Source organism: Streptomyces sp. NPDC000404, from assembly GCF_040300365.1.
GTDB lineage: Bacteria > Actinomycetota > Actinomycetes > Streptomycetales > Streptomycetaceae > Streptomyces > Streptomyces ramulosus.
Genome location: NZ_JBEPDN010000018.1, coordinates 25,206 through 42,281 on the forward strand (window position 1 = coordinate 25,206; position 17,076 = coordinate 42,281).

Annotated in this window: 16 protein-coding genes; 14 read left to right on the plus strand and 2 right to left on the minus strand. The window is 73.1% G+C overall.

Going from position 1 to position 17,076, the window contains the following annotated elements:
- The first annotated feature begins 14 nt into the window (after nt 1–14).
- The 8 genes from recG to mutM all read left to right on the plus strand — a co-directional run bounded on the left by recG (nt 15) and on the right by mutM (nt 7,678).
- Complete coding sequence (gene recG / locus ABT345_RS29610) at nt 15–2,246, plus strand: ATP-dependent DNA helicase RecG (protein ID WP_345080297.1); 2,232 nt, start codon at nt 15–17, stop codon at nt 2,244–2,246.
- A 215-nt stretch (nt 2,247–2,461) separates the two neighbouring features.
- Nucleotides 2,462–3,061, plus strand: coding sequence for a 16S rRNA (guanine(966)-N(2))-methyltransferase RsmD (gene rsmD / locus ABT345_RS29615; protein ID WP_345080294.1), 600 nt, complete (start codon nt 2,462–2,464; stop codon nt 3,059–3,061).
- Nucleotides 3,062–3,087: 26 nt separating this feature from the next.
- A complete protein-coding gene (coaD, locus tag ABT345_RS29620; RefSeq protein ID WP_345080371.1) occupies nt 3,088–3,567 on the plus strand; it encodes a pantetheine-phosphate adenylyltransferase in 480 nt (159 codons plus the stop codon).
- Nucleotides 3,568–3,699: 132 nt separating this feature from the next.
- The gene (locus ABT345_RS29625; RefSeq protein WP_345080291.1) at nt 3,700–4,785 is read left to right on the plus strand and encodes a F0F1 ATP synthase subunit B; all 1,086 of its coding nucleotides are present in this window, start codon (nt 3,700–3,702) and stop codon (nt 4,783–4,785) included.
- Nucleotides 4,786–4,991: 206 nt separating this feature from the next.
- Entirely contained in the window at nt 4,992–5,600 is a 609-nt protein-coding gene (locus ABT345_RS29630; RefSeq protein WP_345080288.1) for a YceD family protein, read from the plus strand.
- A gap of 2 nt (nt 5,601–5,602) precedes the next feature.
- Nucleotides 5,603–5,776, plus strand: coding sequence for a 50S ribosomal protein L32 (gene rpmF / locus ABT345_RS29635; RefSeq protein ID WP_030287342.1), 174 nt, complete (start codon nt 5,603–5,605; stop codon nt 5,774–5,776).
- A gap of 7 nt (nt 5,777–5,783) precedes the next feature.
- Nucleotides 5,784–6,638, plus strand: coding sequence for a ribonuclease III (gene rnc, locus ABT345_RS29640; RefSeq protein ID WP_345080284.1), 855 nt, complete (start codon nt 5,784–5,786; stop codon nt 6,636–6,638).
- An 89-nt stretch (nt 6,639–6,727) separates the two neighbouring features.
- Complete coding sequence (gene mutM, locus ABT345_RS29645) at nt 6,728–7,678, plus strand: bifunctional DNA-formamidopyrimidine glycosylase/DNA-(apurinic or apyrimidinic site) lyase (protein ID WP_345080281.1); 951 nt, start codon at nt 6,728–6,730, stop codon at nt 7,676–7,678.
- Between the two features lie 42 nt (nt 7,679–7,720).
- Here the strand turns inward: mutM and ABT345_RS29650 are convergent, their stop codons facing one another.
- A complete protein-coding gene (locus ABT345_RS29650) occupies nt 7,721–7,918 on the minus strand; it encodes a hypothetical protein (RefSeq protein WP_345080278.1) in 198 nt (65 codons plus the stop codon).
- A 207-nt stretch (nt 7,919–8,125) separates the two neighbouring features.
- Between ABT345_RS29650 and ABT345_RS29655 the strand changes: the two genes are divergently transcribed.
- Nucleotides 8,126–8,899, plus strand: coding sequence for a MerR family transcriptional regulator (locus tag ABT345_RS29655; protein WP_345080274.1), 774 nt, complete (start codon nt 8,126–8,128; stop codon nt 8,897–8,899).
- Nucleotides 8,896–9,408 (plus strand): hypothetical protein, encoded by a 513-nt coding sequence (locus tag ABT345_RS29660; protein ID WP_345080272.1) that lies wholly within the window; start codon nt 8,896–8,898, stop codon nt 9,406–9,408. The genes ABT345_RS29655 and ABT345_RS29660 overlap by 4 nt, the downstream gene beginning before the upstream one ends.
- A gap of 27 nt (nt 9,409–9,435) precedes the next feature.
- On the opposite strand, the gene ABT345_RS29665 is transcribed toward ABT345_RS29660, so the two are convergent.
- On the minus strand, nt 9,436–10,344 hold the full coding sequence (locus ABT345_RS29665; protein ID WP_386459079.1) for a CAP domain-containing protein: 909 nt from the start codon (nt 10,342–10,344) through the stop codon (nt 9,436–9,438).
- 133 nt (nt 10,345–10,477) lie between these two features.
- On the opposite strand from ABT345_RS29665, the gene ABT345_RS29670 reads away from it, so the two are divergent.
- From ABT345_RS29670 to ABT345_RS29685, 4 genes are all read left to right on the plus strand, one after another.
- Nucleotides 10,478–10,759 carry an acylphosphatase gene (locus ABT345_RS29670; protein WP_345080266.1) on the plus strand — a complete coding sequence of 94 codons (282 nt, stop codon included), beginning with the start codon at nt 10,478–10,480 and terminating at the stop codon, nt 10,757–10,759.
- A 382-nt stretch (nt 10,760–11,141) separates the two neighbouring features.
- Complete coding sequence (locus tag ABT345_RS29675) at nt 11,142–11,339, plus strand: hypothetical protein (protein WP_345080263.1); 198 nt, start codon at nt 11,142–11,144, stop codon at nt 11,337–11,339.
- A 282-nt stretch (nt 11,340–11,621) separates the two neighbouring features.
- A complete protein-coding gene (locus ABT345_RS29680; protein WP_345080260.1) occupies nt 11,622–15,314 on the plus strand; it encodes a chromosome segregation SMC family protein in 3,693 nt (1,230 codons plus the stop codon).
- 209 nt (nt 15,315–15,523) lie between these two features.
- The gene (locus tag ABT345_RS29685) at nt 15,524–16,942 is read left to right on the plus strand and encodes a sugar porter family MFS transporter (RefSeq protein ID WP_345080257.1); all 1,419 of its coding nucleotides are present in this window, start codon (nt 15,524–15,526) and stop codon (nt 16,940–16,942) included.
- Nucleotides 16,943–17,076: the final 134 nt, after the last annotated feature.

Sequence of the window (17,076 nt, forward strand, 5' to 3'; positions counted from 1 at the left end):
TGGCATGGTGTGCAATGGGTTCCGTGGCCGCGCTCGACGAACCTCTGAAGAAGACCCTCGGTGGCACCACCGCGAAGGTGCTCGCCGACCACCTCGGCCTGCACACGGTCGGAGATCTGCTGCACCACTACCCGCGCCGGTACGCCGAGCGCGGTGAGCTGACCCGCCTCGCCGACCTCCCGCTCGACGAACACGTCACGGTCGTCGCCCAGGTCGCCGACGCCCGCGTGCTGCGGTTCAACGGCGGCCGCGGCCAGCGCCTGGAGGTCACGCTCACCGACGGCGGCGGCCGCCTCCAGCTGGTCTTCTTCGGCAAGGGCATCCACAAGCCGCACAAGGACCTGGTGCCCGGCCGCCGCGCGATGTTCGCCGGCAAGGTCTCCGTCTTCAACCGCAAGCTCCAGCTCGCCCACCCCGAATACGCCCTCCTCGACCAGGAGTCCGGCAGCGAGGCCGTCGACGCCTTCGCCGGTGCGCTGATGCCGATCTACCCGGCCTGCCAGCAGATGGCGTCCTGGAAGCTCGCCAAGGCCGTCGACGCCGTGCTGCCCCACGCCCGGGACGCCGTCGACCCGCTGCCCGAGGCGCTGCGCGCCGGCCGGGGGCTGGTGGAGCTGCCCGAGGCGCTGGAGAAGATCCACCGGCCGCGCACCAAGGCCGACATCGCAGACGCCCGCGCCCGGCTGAAGTGGGACGAGGCGTTCGTCCTCCAGGTCGCGCTGGCCCGCCGCCGCTTCGCCGAGACCCAACTCCCGGCCGTACCCCGCCCGTTGACCGAGGGCGGCATCCTCGACGCGTTCGACGCCCGGCTGCCGTTCACCCTCACCGAGGGCCAGCGCAAGGTCAGCGAGGAGATCTTCACCGACCTCGCCACCGACCACCCCATGCACCGCCTCCTCCAGGGCGAGGTCGGCTCCGGCAAGACGATGGTGGCGCTGCGCGCGATGCTCGCCGTCGTCGACGGCGGGGGGCAGGCGGCGATGCTCGCCCCCACCGAGGTCCTCGCCCAGCAGCACCACCGCTCCATCACGGAGATGATGGGGGAGCTGGCCGAGGGCGGCATGTTGGGTGGGGCCGAGCACGGCACCAAGGTGGTGCTGCTCACCGGCTCCATGGGGGCGGCCGCCCGGCGTCAGGCGCTCCTCGATCTCGTCAGCGGCGACGCCGGAATCGTCATCGGCACCCACGCCCTGATCGAGGACAAGGTCCAGTTCCACGACCTCGGGCTGGTCGTCGTCGACGAACAGCACCGCTTCGGCGTCGAGCAGCGCGACGCCCTGCGCGGCAAGGGCCACTCCCGGGGCGAGAAGCGCACCCCGCACCTCCTGGTGATGACCGCCACCCCCATCCCGCGCACCGTCGCCATGACCGTCTTCGGCGATCTGGAGACCTCCGTCCTCGACCAGCTCCCCGCCGGGCGCTCGCCCATCGCCACCCACGTCGTGCCCGCCAAGGACAAGCCGCACTTCCTCGCCCGCGCCTGGGAGCGGGTCCGCGAGGAGGTCGCCGCGGGCCATCAGGGCTACGTCGTCTGCCCCCGGATCGGCGACGAGGAGGACACCCCCGGCACGGCCAAGGGCCGCAAGGGCACAGCCGAGGACGGGCCGTCCCCCGAGGACGCCGAGGAGAAGCGGCCGCCGCTCGCCGTGCTCGACCTCGTCCGGCAGCTGACCGCCGGGCCGCTGGCCGGGCTGCGGGTGGCCGCGCTGCACGGCCGGATGGCGCCCGAGGACAAGGACGCCGTCATGCGCCGCTTCGCCGCCGGTGAGCTGGACGTTCTCGTGGCCACCACCGTCATCGAGGTCGGCGTCAACGTCCCCAACGCCACCGCCATGGTGATCATGGACGCCGACCGCTTCGGCGTCTCCCAGCTCCACCAGCTGCGCGGCCGGGTCGGCCGGGGCGCCGCCCCCGGGCTCTGCCTGCTGGTCAGCGAGATGCCCGAGGCCAGCCCCGCCCGCGCCCGCCTCGCCGCCGTCGCCGCCACCCTCGACGGCTTCGAACTCTCCCGTATCGACCTCGAACAGCGCCGCGAGGGCGACGTCCTCGGCCAGGCCCAGTCCGGCGTCCGCTCCTCGCTGCGGATGCTCGCCGTCATCGAGGACGAGGAGGTCATCGCCGCCGCCCGCGAGGAGGCCACCGCCGTCGTCGCCGCCGACCCGGCCCTCGACGCCTACCCCGAACTGCGCACCGCGCTCGCCGCCCTGCTGGACGAGGAGCGCGAGGAGTACCTGGACAAGGGCTGAGGAGTACCTGGACAAGAGCCGACGGCGGCGCCGGGCCCGCCGCCGCCCCGGGCCCCCGACCGTCCCGCCGCCCCACGTGAGAAGCCTCACCCTCCCCGGGCGCCCCGCCGGTCACCGTGCGCCGCCCCGTGCCCGGCCGGAATATCGTGGAGGCCGCGGCGCCGTACCCCGGCCGCCGCCTCCCCACCGACCCCGCACCACGTAAGGACGGGCCCATGACCCGCGTGATCGCCGGTACGGCCGGCGGCCGCCGCCTGGCCGTACCCCCCGGCAACGGCACCCGCCCGACCTCCGACCGGGCGCGCGAGGGCCTCTTCTCCACCTGGGAGTCGCTGGACGGCCCGATGGCCGGCGCGCGGGTCCTCGACCTCTACGCGGGCTCCGGCGCGGTCGGCCTGGAGGCGCTCTCCCGGGGCGCCGCCCACGTCCTGCTCGTCGAGGCCGACGCCCGCGCCGCCCGCACCGTCCGCGAGAACGTCAAGGCCGTCGGCCTGCCCGGCGCCGAGGTCCGCACCGGCCGCGCCGAACAGGTCGCCGCCGGCGCCGCGCCCGGCGACCCGTACGACGTCCTCTTCCTCGACCCGCCCTACGCCGTCACCGACGACGACCTGCGGGAGATCCTGCTCACACTCCGCCGTGCGGGCTGGTGCGCGCCCGGCGCACTCGTCACGGTGGAGCGGAGCACCCGAGGCGGCGTGTTCTCCTGGCCGGACGGTTTCGCGGCGATCAAGGCCCGCCGCTACGGCGAGGGGACGCTTTGGTACGGTCGCGCCGCTTCCGCGTCCCCCGACGAGACGTCGGAGCGCGTGTCATGAACGCATCGGAGAGCGAGGAACCAGAGTTGCGCCGCGCCGTCTGTCCGGGGTCCTTCGACCCCATCACCAATGGGCACCTGGACATCATCGCCCGTGCCTCCAAGCTGTACGACGTCGTCCACGTCGCCGTGATGATCAACCAGTCGAAGCAGGGGCTCTTCACGGTCGACGAGCGCATCGACCTGATCCGCCGCGCCACCGCCGAGTACGGCAACGTCGAGGTCGAGGCGTTCCACGGCCTGCTCGTCGACTTCTGCAAGCAGCGCGACATCCCCGCGATCGTCAAGGGTCTGCGCGCCGTCAGCGACTTCGACTACGAACTCCAGATGGCCCAGATGAACAACGGGCTCTCCGGAGTGGAGACGCTGTTCGTCCCCACCAACCCCACCTACAGCTTCCTCTCCTCCAGCCTCGTCAAGGAAGTGGCGGCATGGGGCGGCGACGTCGGCCATCTCGTCCCGCCGTTCGTCCTGGAGGCGCTGACCGAGCGGCTGCGGGAGCGCTGAGCCACGCCCCGGCGCACCCGCCGGGCGTCACCACCTGCTGACGGACCGTCAGCAGGTGTCGGGGCGGGTCCCGGTGGCCGTACAGTCGTGGCGTTCCCTCGTTCCATCCCTTCAGAGAGTGGCGAGTCCAACGTGGACGTGCAGAAGAAGCTCGACGAGATCGTCGACAACATCGGCAGCGCCCGTTCCGTGCCCATGTCGGCGTCCTGCGTGGTCAACCGGGCCGAACTGCTCGCCATGCTGGAGGAGGTGCGCGCGGCGCTGCCCGGCTCGCTGGCGCAGGCGCAGGAGCTGCTCGGCGGTCGCGAGCGGATGGTCGAGGAGGCCCGCGCCGAGGCGGAGCGGATCATCGAGTCCGCCCACGCCCACCGCGGGTCGCTGATCTCCGACACCGAGGTCGCCCGCCAGTCGCAGGACGAGGCGGACCGCATCCTCGCCGAGGCCCGCCGCGAGGCCGAGGAGATCCGCGCCGAGGCCGACGACTACGTCGACAGCAAGCTCGCCAACTTCGAGGTCGTCCTCACCAAGACCATCGGCTCCGTCGACCGCGGCCGCGAGAAGCTGCTCGGCCGCGGCCCCGGCCTCGACGACCAGGGCTACGCCGACGCCGACGCCCCCGAGCGCAGCGCCGACCCGGCGACGCTCACCGAGCGTGCCGACGCCTACGTCGACGCCAAGTTCGGCGCCTTCCAGGCGGTGCTGACCAAGACCCTCGAAGCGGTCGGCCGCGGCCGCGACAAGCTCCAGGGCGCCCGCGCCATCGACGAGCTGGGCGCCCACCTCGCCGCCCAGACCGACGAGCGGGCCGGCGGCCACCAGGCCGACGCGGAGTTCCTCGCCCATCTCGCCGACGTCACCCCGCAGCAGCCCGCCGCCCCGGCCCCGCAGCCGCTCGCCGCCACCGCGCAGAGCCCGCAGTACGCCCAGCCCGGCCCCTACCCGGACCAGGGCTACGCAGCGGGGCAGGACGGCTACGCCTACGGACAGCAGCAGTACGCCCAGCAGCAGGACCCGTACGGCTACGGCTGGCAGCAGCAGGCCGCCGGGCAGGTCCCGCAGCAGGGCTACGACCCGCAGGCGGGCTACGCACCCCAGCAGGCTCCTCAGCAGCCCCCGCAGGCGCCCGCGCAGCCCGGCGCGCTGGAGGAGACCAGCCTCTTCGACACCAGCATGATCAACCTCGACCAGCTCCGGCAGTACGAGGAGGGCCGCCCGTAGGCCAGGCCCGTCCGCAGGGAGTGGATTGGGCCTATCCGGGCCTGTCCAGTATCCTGGCTGTTCGGTCGCGTGTACGTCCGCGATCCCGGCTGCCCGTTTCCGTATCCGCCCGCTCCCGAGCCGGTGGCCGGAAGCCGGAGCACCGGACCCCCGGTACAGAAAGCAGGAAAGCCATCAACGCCCGCCTCGACCACCGTTCCCCGCTCGTGTTCGACACGCGCGAGCTGGGCCGTCGTCCCGGCGCGCTCCAGCGGCTCTCCCGCACCGTCGAGGCCCCCCGGGACCTCGGCAACGAGGTGATCGGCGTGCCCGAGGGCACCCCGATCGCGCTCGACCTCCGCCTGGAATCGGTCATGGACGGGGTGCTTGTCACAGGTACCGCCCGTGCAACCGTGAAGGGGGAGTGCGTAAGGTGTCTGGAGCCGCTGGAGCGCGAGCTCGCAGCGGACTTCCAGGAGCTGTTCGCCTACCCCGACGCCGACGCCCGGACCCGCACCGCGGACTCCGGCGACGACGCCGAGGACGAGGAGGACACACTCTTCGTCGAGGACGACCTGTTCGACCTCGAACCCGTGCTGCGGGACGCGGTGGTGCTCGCACTGCCGCTGCAGCCGGTGTGCCGGGAAGACTGCCCGGGTCTGTGTTCCGATTGCGGAGCGCGGCTCGCGGACGACCCGGACCACCACCACGACGCCGTCGACATCCGTTGGGCGGCACTGCAGGGACTCGTCGGGACCAACCAGGACGACGAGAAGGACAAGTTGAGCGGCGACGCGCCTCGATCAGCGCACGTCGACGAGAAGCAGGAGAAGTAGCCGTGGCTGTTCCGAAGCGGAAGATGTCGCGCAGCAACACGCGCCACCGCCGGTCGCAGTGGAAGGCTGCGGTCCCCACCCTGGTGGCGTGCGAGCGCTGCCACGAGCCGAAGCAGCAGCACATCGCGTGCCAGAGCTGCGGCACCTACAACAAGCGCCAGGTCCTCGAGGTCTGAGCGGCTGGTGACAGGCACTGTGTCTAGCCCCAAGAAGGCGCAAGACGCCCGCCCCTCCGCCCGCACCCGCGGCGAGGAGCAGGCACCGGCGGACACGGCCTCGTCCCACACGATTCTGGAAGGGCGGCTCGGGTACCACCTTGAGTCCGCCCTTCTGGTACGTGCGCTGACGCACCGTTCCTACGCGTACGAGAACGGCGGTCTGCCCACCAACGAGCGGCTGGAGTTCCTCGGGGACTCCGTGCTGGGCCTGGTGGTCACGGACACGCTGTACCGCATCCACCCCGATCTCCCGGAAGGCCAGCTGGCCAAGCTCCGGGCCGCGGTGGTCAACTCGCGCGCGCTCGCCGAGGTGGGCCGCGGCCTCGACCTCGGCGCCTTCATCCGCCTCGGACGGGGCGAAGAAGGCACGGGCGGCCGGGACAAGGCGTCCATCCTCGCCGACACCCTTGAAGCGGTGATCGGCGCGGTCTATCTCGACCAGGGCCTCGACGCGGCCGGCGAGCTGGTGCACCGGCTCTTCGACCCGCTCATCGAGAAGTCCTCCAGCCTCGGCGCCGGCCTGGACTGGAAGACGAGCCTCCAGGAACTCACCGCGACCGAAGGTCTCGGCGTTCCGGAGTACCTGGTCACCGAGGCCGGACCGGATCACGAGAAGACGTTCACGGCTGCCGCCCGCGTCGGTGGTGTCTCGTACGGCACCGGCACCGGCCGCAGCAAGAAGGAAGCCGAGCAGCAGGCGGCGGAATCCGCGTGGCGCGCCATCCGCGCCGCGGCGGACGAGCGCGCCAAGGACGGGCACGACGGCTCCGCCGCCGACCCGGCCGCGGCTTCCGGCGACTCCTCGACGCCGGCCCGCTGAACCACCCCTTCTGACCCCGCCGGGCGACACCGCCCGACGGGGTCAGAAGTCTTTTCCCCGCCCTGCCGAAACCCGTGAGGAGAGCCGCGGTGCCCGAACTGCCCGAGGTCGAGGTCGTACGCCGAGGACTGGAGCGCTGGGTCAGCGGCCGGACCATCGACGCGGTCGAGGTGCTGCACCCGCGGGCGATCCGCCGCCACACCGCGGGCGCCGCCGACTTCGCCGCCCGGCTGACGGGGCTGCGCATCGAGGCGGCGCGGCGCCGCGGCAAGTACCTCTGGCTGCCGGTCTCCGGCGGCGGCCCCGCCGCGCAGACCGCGGCCGAGGGCCTCGCGCCGCAGGTCACCACGGACGTCACCCACGGCCTCGCGGTCCTCGCCCACCTCGGGATGAGCGGTCAGCTGCTGGTGCAGCCGCGGGACGCGCCGGACGAGAAGCATCTGCGCATCCGGGTCCGCTTCGACGACAGCGCGGCCCCGCCGCCCGAGGGCGCCGCCGGTACCGAGCTGCGCTTCGTCGACCAGCGCACCTTCGGCGGCCTCTCGCTGCACGACACCGTGCCCGGCGACGCCGACCAGCTGCCGGACGCCATCGCGCACATCGCCCGCGACCCGCTCGACGCGGCCTTCGACGACGCCGCCTTCCACGACGCGCTGCGCCGCCGCCGCACCACCGTCAAGCGCGCCCTGCTCGATCAGTCCCTGATCAGCGGCGTCGGCAACATCTACGCCGACGAGGCGCTGTGGCGCGCCCGCCTGCACTACGAGCGCCCCACCGCCACCCTCACCCGCCCGCGCACCGCCGAACTCCTCGGCCACGTACGGGAGGTGATGTCCGCCGCCCTCGCCGTCGGCGGCACCAGCTTCGACAGCCTCTACGTCAACGTCAACGGCGAGTCCGGCTACTTCGAGCGGTCCCTCGACGCGTACGGACGGGAGGACGAGCCGTGCCGCCGGTGCGGCACCCCGATCCGCCGCCGTCCCTGGATGAACCGCTCCAGCTACTTCTGCCCGCGCTGCCAGCGACCGCCGCGGCCCTGACCACCGGCCGCGGCGCCCGCCGTCGGGCTCCGGGCGCCGCGGTCAGCCGGCGGGCGCCTCGGTGAGCTGCCACCGGCCGACCTCGCGGTACTCCGAGTCGTACACGGCCGAGCCGTCGCCGGGCGCCATCGCGTAGTGGTGGAGATTGCCGCCCCAGTAGCGCAGGATCCGGCCCAGTTCGCCCGCCGGGTCCTGCGCGGTCTTTCCCTCGTCCAGCTCGACTTCGAGCACGAACTTCATGCCGCGGCCTCCCTCGTGTCAGGGGCGTGATCCCGCCCGGTCTCAAGTCTTCCATTCAAGTGCGAACAGGGATTTCGACGGCATCTGCGCAGGTCGGCACGGGAAATGGGCGGGAAAATCTCAACCGGTGACGAGACCCTGCCGCAGCGGTCGTCCGGCCCGTAGGCTGACCGCGTCGGACGGATGCGGGCGGCGGGGGAGGGCGGCGTGGCGGACAGGTTGCGGGCCGGTGATCTCGCGCGGGCGGCGGGCCTGTCCGTACAGCAGCTGCGCAGCTATCTGGACACCGGGGTGCTGCCGCCGGCGCCGCGCAGCGCGGGCGGCCACCGCCGGTTCACCACCGTGCACGCCGAGGCGCTGACCGCCGCCCGGGCGCTCGCCGCCGGACACGGCTGGGCCACCGCCCGCACCGTGATGCGCGCTGTCCACGACGGCGACGAGGAGACCGCGCTGGCCGCGCTCGACGCGAGCCATGCCCGGCTGGACCGGGAGCGCGGTGAGCTGACGGCGGTGCACGACGCCCTCGGCACGGTGCTGGCCGCCGAACCGCCCGCGCCCGCACCGCGCTCCGTGCGGATCGGGGACGCCGCCCGCACGGTGGGCGTCCGGCCGCCCGTCCTGCGGCTCTGGGAGCGCCACGGCCTGCTGCGCCCGGAGCGCGAGCCGGCCACCGGATACCGCCGCTACCCGGCCGCCGAACTGCACCTCGCGCATGTCACCGCGCTGCTGCGGCGCGGCGGCCATCCGCTCGCCGCCATCGCCGCCGTTCTGCGCGAACTGCGGACGACCGGCAGCCCCGACCGCCTCCGCACCGAGCTGGCCCGCCGCCGCGCGGCCCTGCACCAGGCGTCCCGCCACCGCCTGACCGCCGCGGCGGCGCTGCACACGTATCTGCTGCGGCGGGCGGAACGACGTCCGGAAGCCGGCATGGAGGAATGCGCGCAGCCGGTGGACGGTACGCGAGGGGAGCCGCCGGGATGAGCGCCGTCATCGCCGCCATGATCACCGCCGTGGTGGGTGTCCTGGGCACGCTCTTCGCCCCGCTGCTCACCCACCACATCACCCGGCGCCAGCGCACCGAGGAGGCGGAGCAGGAGGCGGCGCGCCGCTCCCTGGAGGAGCGCCGCGCCGCGTACACCGCGCTCAACCGCGCCTCCCGGCAGTTCCACACCCTCCTCAAGGACGCGCTGCACCGCCTGCGCGACGACGTCTACGGCGCGCACGAACGCGAGCAGACGGAGGAGGCGCGGCTGGAGTACCGCGACCGCTACGCCGAGGCGCAGATGATCGTCCCCGAGGCGGTGCTGGTCGCCTCGCGTGACGTCAACCGGGTCCTGGCGCGCGCCGACGCCGTCGTCAAGCGCCTCGACCGGGGACGCGCCGACGACGGCGAGAGCGCGGACCGCGCCTTGACGGACCTGAAGGCGGCGCAGCCCGCGCTCAGCGTGCTGAGCGCGGTGATGCGGCGCGATCTGGGCGTGGCGGACTGACGGGGACGGGCCGCAGGGCTGCCGGTGTCAGAAACCGAAGTCCTGCGTCCACCAAGGGCCGCCCGGTCCGCGGTGGACACCGACGCCGAGGGTGCGGTAGTCGCAGTTGAGGATGTTGGCGCGGTGGCCGGGGCTGTTCATCCACGCCTCCATGACGGCCGCGGCGTCCGCCTGACCACGGGCGATGTTCTCGCCGCCGAGGTCGGAGACGCCCGCCGCGCGGGCGCGGTCCCAGGGGCCCTTGCCGTCCGGGTCGGTGTGGTCGAAGAAGCCGCGCGCGGCCATGTCGCCGCTGAACGCCCGGGCCAGCGAGGCGAGTTGGGTGTCGGCCCGGACCGGCGAGCACCCGGCCTTGGCGCGCTCCTGATTGACCAGCGACAGCACCTGTGCCTCGGCCGACGAGCCGGCGTCCACCGAGCGCTGCGGGCGCGTGGAGTGCTTCGGCGCCGTGGAGGGCGAGGCGGGGGAGGCGTCGCTGCTCCCGCCGTGCCCGGAGCCGGCCTCGGGCGACGCCGACCTGTTGTGGTCCTTCTTCGGGGACGGCGACGTGGACGGGGACGCCGCGGAGGTCGGCCGGTGGGTGCCGGTGACCGTGCCGCGGGTGCTGCCGCGGCCGACCGCGCTCGCCGCCCGGTCCGTCGGGACGGCCGATTCGCCGCCCTGCGGGGAGGCGTCCGGCAGCGTGTTGGCGCGGACCGGCTGCCCGGCCTCCTCGCCCACGACGTACCGGTCGCCGCCGCCGGGTATCAGCCCCGAGGCGACCGCGACGGTGCCCATCGCCACCGCGGCGGACGCGCCGATCAGCCCCGTGCGGACCGGCACCGTGCGCCGGGCACGGCGGCTCCGTCGGGGGCTCTCGCCGGTGGTGGTGGCGTCGGTGGTAGGGGCGCCCACCGGTTCGGTGGTGGGGGGAACAGAACGTCTGTGGCGGCCCATCCGCTGGCGTCCTTCCGTACAGCATCGAGAAATTCACCCGAAAGGGTGAGTTGGATTGCCGGGTGACTGTACGACATGACCTGCCGGACCACCGATGTGCTCACCGGCCGACCGGCCGGATACCGTGCACGCCATGAACGAAGAAATCCGCCTGACGGCATGGGTGCGCGGCCGGGTCCAGGGCGTCGGGTTCCGCTGGTTCACCCGCGCCAACGCCCTGCGCATCGGCGAGCTGGTCGGATTCGCGCTCAATTTGGACGACGGACGCGTCCAGGTCGTCGCCGAAGGGCCGAAGGACCGCTGCGAGGAATTGCTGGAGTGGCTGCGCGCCGGGGACACGCCCGGGCGCGTCGACGGTGTGACTGAGATATGGGACACCCCGCGCGGGGGTTACGACGGCTTCGCGACGCGTTGAGCGACGACCGAAAGCCGCGCCGCGGCGGCCTCGGGAATGATCTTCAGACCATGCTCCGGAAGTCGGCCGCCGGGAGATTTGGCCTGGTGGTTGCCAACTCGGCCGTCCCGTGCAAGGCTGCCGCTGTACGGATGATCTCCACGCCCCCGCGGCACCTTTCTGGAGAATCGGCGCCCGGTTCATGCGACCGCGCCGTCTCGGGTGCCCGGCGATACGGGGCGTGATCGTGTTGACCGTCAAAACATTTGGTGAGACTCTGGAATCCCCGCGCACCTTAGTTGTTTGGCATTGAGAACCCCGCAAATGACAAGCACCGCGGGTGCGGAATCCCTCACGACCCACACCGCTTCGGTCGGTCACTCATTGTGGAGGACCATCCATCATGGCAAAGGCGCTTCTCGGTTACGTCGGCGGCTCCGACCCCCGAGTCCTCTCCGAGATGCGACGGCTTCAGCAGCGCGTGCAGGACCTGGAATCGGAACTGATCCGGATGCAGGCCGAAAACGACATGCTGTCCGCTGCCGCACGTCACGAAGGTTCGATGCTCGACGTACCCCAGGCGGAGCCCGCGCTCACCTGACCCCCGCCTCAAGGGCCGGTAAGGCGTATGCCACCTGCTTGAGGAACTGCAATCAGCACGATCCGCGCCACGCGAGATCTGCAAAAGGGACGCTTCGGCGTCCCTTCGTCATGTCCGCCCTCCCCGCGCCCCGAGTGCCGGCTGCGTCCGGCGCTTACCGCATGATGTGCCCTGCGCCACGCGGCACGAAACCGAAAGAGAACACGAGGCGGCGCCGCGGCCCCGGCCGGGCCCCGGGATGTCGTCCGGGGCGCCCGGAATCGGCCGGTAAAGTCGCACGGCGTGCACCTCAAGAGTCTGACCCTGCGAGGCTTCAAGTCCTTCGCCTCCGCCACGACGCTCCGCTTCGAACCGGGTATCACCTGCGTCGTCGGGCCCAACGGATCCGGCAAGTCCAACGTCGTGGACGCGCTGTCCTGGGTGATGGGTGAGCAGGGTGCCAAGTCGCTGCGCGGCGGCAAGATGGAGGACGTCATCTTCGCCGGGACGACCGGGCGGCCCCCGCTCGGCCGGGCCGAGGTGTCGCTGACCATCGACAACTCCGACGGCGCGCTCCCCATCGAGTACGCCGAGGTCACCCTCACCCGGACGATGTTCCGCAACGGCGGCAGCGAGTACCAGATCAACGGTGACACCTGCCGGCTGCTCGACATACAGGAACTCCTCAGCGACTCCGGCATCGGCCGGGAGATGCACGTCATCGTCGGGCAGGGGCAGCTCGACGGGGTGCTGCACGCCGATCCGATGGGTCGCCGGGCCTTCATCGAGGAGGCCGCCGGCGTCCTCAAGCACCGCAAGCGCAAGGAGAAGGCGGTCCGGAAGCTGGACGCGATGCAGGCGAACCTCGCCCGCGTCCAGGACCTCACCGACGAGCTGCGCCGCCAGCTCAAACCGCTCGGCCGGCAGGCGGCGGTCGCTCGGCGCGCCGCCGTCATCCAGGCCGATCTGCGCGACGCCCGGCTGCGGCTGCTCGCCGACGACCTCGTCACGCTGCGCCGCGCACTGCACGCCGAGATCGCCGACGAGGCGGCGCTCAAGCAGCGCAAGGAGGCCGCCGAGCACCGGTTGCGGGACGCCCGGCGGCAGGAGGCGGAGCTGGAGGAGCGGCTGCGGACGCTGACGCCGCGGGTGCAGCGGGCCCAGCAGAACTGGTACGAGCTGTCGCGCTTCGCCGAGCGGGTGCGCGGCACCGTCTCACTCGCCGAGGCGCGGGTCCGCAGCGCCCGGCAGGCCCCGCCCGAGGAGCGGCGCGGCCGCGACCCGGAGGACATGGAGCGCGAGGCCGCCCGCATCCGCGAGCAGGAGGCGGAGCTGACCGCCGCGGTCGAGGCGGCGAGCCGGGCGCTGGAGGACACCGTCGAGCACCGCGCCGCCCTGGAGCGGGAGTTGGCCGACGAGGAGCGGCGGCTGCGGGACGTGGCGCGGGCCCTCGCCGACCGGCGCGAGGGCCTGGCGCGGCTCAGCGGGCAGGTCAGCGGCGCCCGCGGCCGGGCCGCCTCCGCACAGGCCGAGATCGGCCGTCTCGCCGCCTCCCGTGACAGCGCCCGGGAGCGGGCGCAGGAGGCGCAGGAGGAGTACGAGCGGCGTGCGGCGGAGGCCGGCGTCCTGGAGGCGACGCGCGCCGAGGACGCCGAACGGGACGAGGCCGCCCGGCAGGAGCTCGCCGCCGCGGACGCCGCGCTGGAGGCCGCACGGGAGGCGCTGACCGTCGCGGAGCGCAAGCGTGCCGCGACCTCGGCGCGGCACGATGCGCTCGCCTCGGGGCTGCGGCGCAAGGACGGCAGCGGTGCGCTCCTGGCCGCGTCCGAGGAGCTGACGGGGCTGCTCGGACCGGCCGCTGAGCTGCTGACCGTCGCGCCCGGCCACGAGGTGCCGGTGGCCGCCGCGCTCGGTGTCGCCGCCGACGCGCTCGCGGTGAGCGGCCCGGCGGCCGCCGCCGACGCCATCCGGTTGCTGCGCAAGCAGGACGCGGGCCGCGCGGCGATGCTGCTGGCCGCGCCGGGGGAGACGGTGGCCGCGACGGCCGGTCCCGCCGTGCCCGCGCCCGGGGCGCCCGGCGGCGCCGCGGCACCGTGCGGCGCCCGGGTGCCGGCGCCCGCGCGGGAGGCGGGCACGGAGCCGGACGGGGCGGGCGCCCCGGAGGCCGCCGGGCTGCTGCCCGGCCCCCGGGAACACGGGCTGCGGGCCGCGGAACTCGTCGACGGGCCGCCGGAGTTGACCGCGGCGGTGCGGCGGCTGCTGCGCGACGTGGTGGTCGTCGCGACGCTGGAGGACGCCGAGGAGCTGATCGCGGCGCGGCCCGAGCTGACGGCCGTCACCGGTGAGGGCGATGTGCTCGGCGGGCACTTCGCGCATGGCGGGTCGGCCGGTGCGCCGAGCCTGCTGGAGGTGCAGGCCGCCGTCGACGAGGCGGCCGCCGAACTCGCCGCGCTGGACGACCGCTGCACGGCGCTCGCCGAGGAGCGGCACACGGCCGCCGAACGGCGCGCCGCGGCCGCCGCCCACGTCGCGGAGGTGGACGCCCGGCGGCGCACCGCGGAGCGCGAGCAGTCGCAGGTCGCCGGGGACCTCGGGCGGCTGGCCGGGCAGGCGCGGGCGGCCGCGGGGGAGGCCGAACGGGCCGCCGCCGCGACGGCGAAGGCCGAGGAGGCCCTGGCCCGCGCCACCGAGGAGGCCGAGGAGCTGGCCGAGCGGCTGGCGGTCGCCGAGGAGGAGCCTGCCGAGGAGGAGCCGGACACCTCGGTGCGCGACCGGCTGGCCGCCGACGGCGCCAACGCCCGCCAGACCGAGATGGAGGCCAGGCTCCAGACGCGTACGCACGAGGAGCGGGTCAAGGCGCTCGCCGGGCGGGCCGACGCGCTGGACCGGGGGGCGCGCGCGGAGCGGGAGGCGCGGGCGCGCGCGGAGCGGCGGCGCGCCCGGCTGCGCCACGAGGCGGCGGTGGCCTCGGCGGTCGTCTCGGGCGCCCGGCAGCTGCTGGCACACGTCGAGGTCTCGCTCGTCCGGGCCGAGGAGGAGCGGGCGGTGGCGCAGCGGGCCACCGCCGGGAGTGAGGAGGCGCTGGCGGCCGCGCGGGAGCAGGGGCGGCAGCTCGCGGCGGAGCTGGACAAGTTGACCGACTCGGTGCACCGGGGCGAGGTCCTGGGCGCCGAGAAGCGGCTGCGGATCGAGCAGTTGGAGTCGCGTGCCCTGGAGGAGCTGGGTGTCGAGCCGGCCGCGCTGGTCGCGGAGTACGGGCCGGACCAGCCCGTGCCGCCGTCGCCGCCCGCCGAGGGCGAGCGGTTGCCGGACGATCCGGAGCACCCGCGGAACCAGCCGGTGGCGTACGTCCGCGGCGAGCAGGAGAAGCGACTCAAGGCGGCCGAGCGGGCGTATCAGCAGCTCGGGAAGGTGAACCCGCTCGCCCTGGAGGAGTTCGCCGCACTGGAGGAACGGCACCAGTTCCTCAGCGAGCAGCTTGAAGACTTGAAGAAGACCCGGTCCGACCTGCTCCAGGTGGTCAAGGACGTCGACAAGCGCGTGGAGCAGGTCTTCACCGAGGCGTTCCACGACACGGCGCGGGAGTTCGAGGGCGTCTTCGGGCGGCTCTTCCCGGGCGGCGAGGGCCGGCTGGTGCTGACCGATCCGGAGCACATGCTCACCACCGGCGTGGACGTGGAGGCCCGTCCGCCGGGCAAGAAGGTCAAGCGGCTCTCGCTGCTCTCCGGCGGCGAACGGTCGCTGACCGCGGTGGCCCTGCTGGTCTCGATCTTCAAGGCGCGCCCCAGCCCGTTCTACGTGATGGACGAGGTCGAGGCGGCGCTGGACGACACCAACCTGCAGCGGCTGATCGGGATCATGGAGGAGCTGCAGGAGAGCAGCCAGCTGATCGTGATCACGCACCAGAAGCGGACGATGGAGGTCGCCGACGCGCTCTACGGCGTCTCGATGCAGGGCGACGGCGTCTCGAAGGTCATCAGTCAGCGGCTGCGCTGAGCCTCCTCCGGCTTCGTTCAGAACTTGAATTCACATCACCCAACGGGGCGGCCGCACATTTTCATCTCGGTCTATTGACTTAGAAACTTGAACGCATAGTCTCTGCAACGTCGCTTTTATCTTCACGTGGTGGCTGCCCCCGTCGTATGCGCCACTGGAAGTGCCAGCCCCCTACGCCCGGCAGCGCAGCCGGGCCACTGGAGTACACGTTGACCAGCACCGCGCAGCCGGCGGTACCGGAAGGCCGCAAGGCCCAGCCGGACCATCTCGGCCATGTCATCTTCATCACCGCGGCTGCCGCGATGGGCGGCTTCCTCTTCGGCTACGACAGCTCCGTCATCAACGGCGCCGTCGAGGCGATCCGCAGCCGGTACGAGGTGGGTTCCGCCGTGCTGGCCCAGGTCATCGCCATCGCGCTGATCGGCTGTGCGATCGGCGCGGCCACCGCGGGCCGGATCGCCGACCGGATCGGCCGCATCCGCGTGATGCAGATCTCCGCCGCGCTCTTCACCGTCAGCGCCGTCGGCTCCGCGCTGCCGTTCGCGCTCTGGGACCTCGCCATGTGGCGGGTGTTCGGCGGTGTCGCGATCGGCATGGCGTCGGTCATCGGCCCGGCGTACATCGCCGAGGTCTCGCCGCCCGCGTACCGGGGACGGCTCGGCTCGTTCCAGCAGGCCGCGATCGTCGTCGGCATCGCCGTCTCCCAGCTCGTCAACTGGGGCATCCTCAACCTCGCCGACGGCAACCAGCGCGGCCGGCTCGCCGGGTTCGAGGCGTGGCAGTGGATGCTCGGCGTGATGGTGATCCCGGCGCTCCTGTACGGCCTGCTGTCGTTCGCCATCCCGGAGTCGCCGCGCTTCTTGATCTCCGTCGGCAAAACCACCAAGGCGAAGCAGGTGCTGTCCGAGGTCGAGGGGCACGGCGTCGATCTCGATGTCCGGGTCGAGGAGATCCAGGAGGCGATGCGCCGGGAGCACCGGTCGACGTTCAAGGACCTGCTGGGCGGCCGGGGCGGCTTCCTGCCGATCGTGTGGGTCGGCATCGGGCTGTCGGTCTTCCAGCAGCTGGTCGGCATCAACGTCGCCTTCTACTACTCGTCGACGCTGTGGCAGTCCGTGGGCATCAACCCCGAGAGCTCGTTCTTCTACAGCTTCACCACGTCGATCATCAACATCATCGGCACCGTCATCGCCATGATCTTCGTGGACCGGATCGGCCGCCGCCCGCTGGCCCTCATCGGCTCTTCCGGTATGGCCGTGGCGCTCGCCCTGGAGGCATGGGCCTTCTCCGCCAAGACCGCGGCCGGGACGCTGCCGGCGACGCAGGGCACCGTGGCCCTCATCGCGGCCCACTGCTTCGTGCTCTTCTTCGCCCTCTCCTGGGGTGTCGTGGTCTGGGTCTTCCTCGGCGAGATGTTCCCCAACCGCATCCGCGCCGCGGCGCTCGGCGTCGCCGCCTCCGCCCAGTGGATCGCCAACTGGGCCATCACGGCGAGCTTCCCGAGCCTGTCCGACTGGAACCTCTCCGGTACGTACGTGATCTACATGATCTTCGCCCTGCTCTCGATCCCCTTCGTGCTGAAGTTCGTGAAGGAGACCAAGGGCAAGGCGTTGGAGGAGATGGGCTAACCCACCCCGCCAGTCCGTCCCCTCGGAAGTGGACACCGCCCCGGCTCATAAGGAGAGCCGGGGCGGTGCCGTGTGCGAGGGGCGGGGCGGCGCACGGGGCGGGCGGCCGCGGGGCGCGGGGCCCGTGCCGGCTC

What these genes read in the sequence shown, in the direction of transcription:
- rsmD (WP_345080294.1), top strand. Translation starts at nt 2,462, where the DNA reads ATGACCCGCGTGATCGCCGGTACGGCCGGCGGCCGCCGCCTGGCCGTA.
- ABT345_RS29670 (WP_345080266.1), top strand. Translation starts at nt 10,478, where the DNA reads ATGAACGAAGAAATCCGCCTGACGGCATGGGTGCGCGGCCGGGTCCAG.
- ABT345_RS29675 (WP_345080263.1), top strand. Translation starts at nt 11,142, where the DNA reads ATGGCAAAGGCGCTTCTCGGTTACGTCGGCGGCTCCGACCCCCGAGTC.
- ABT345_RS29650 (WP_345080278.1), bottom strand. Translation starts at nt 7,918, where the DNA reads ATGAAGTTCGTGCTCGAAGTCGAGCTGGACGAGGGAAAGACCGCGCAG.
- ABT345_RS29660 (WP_345080272.1), top strand. Translation starts at nt 8,896, where the DNA reads ATGAGCGCCGTCATCGCCGCCATGATCACCGCCGTGGTGGGTGTCCTG.
- recG (WP_345080297.1), top strand. Translation starts at nt 15, where the DNA reads ATGGGTTCCGTGGCCGCGCTCGACGAACCTCTGAAGAAGACCCTCGGT.
- ABT345_RS29665 (WP_386459079.1), bottom strand. Translation starts at nt 10,344, where the DNA reads ATGGGCCGCCACAGACGTTCTGTTCCCCCCACCACCGAACCGGTGGGC.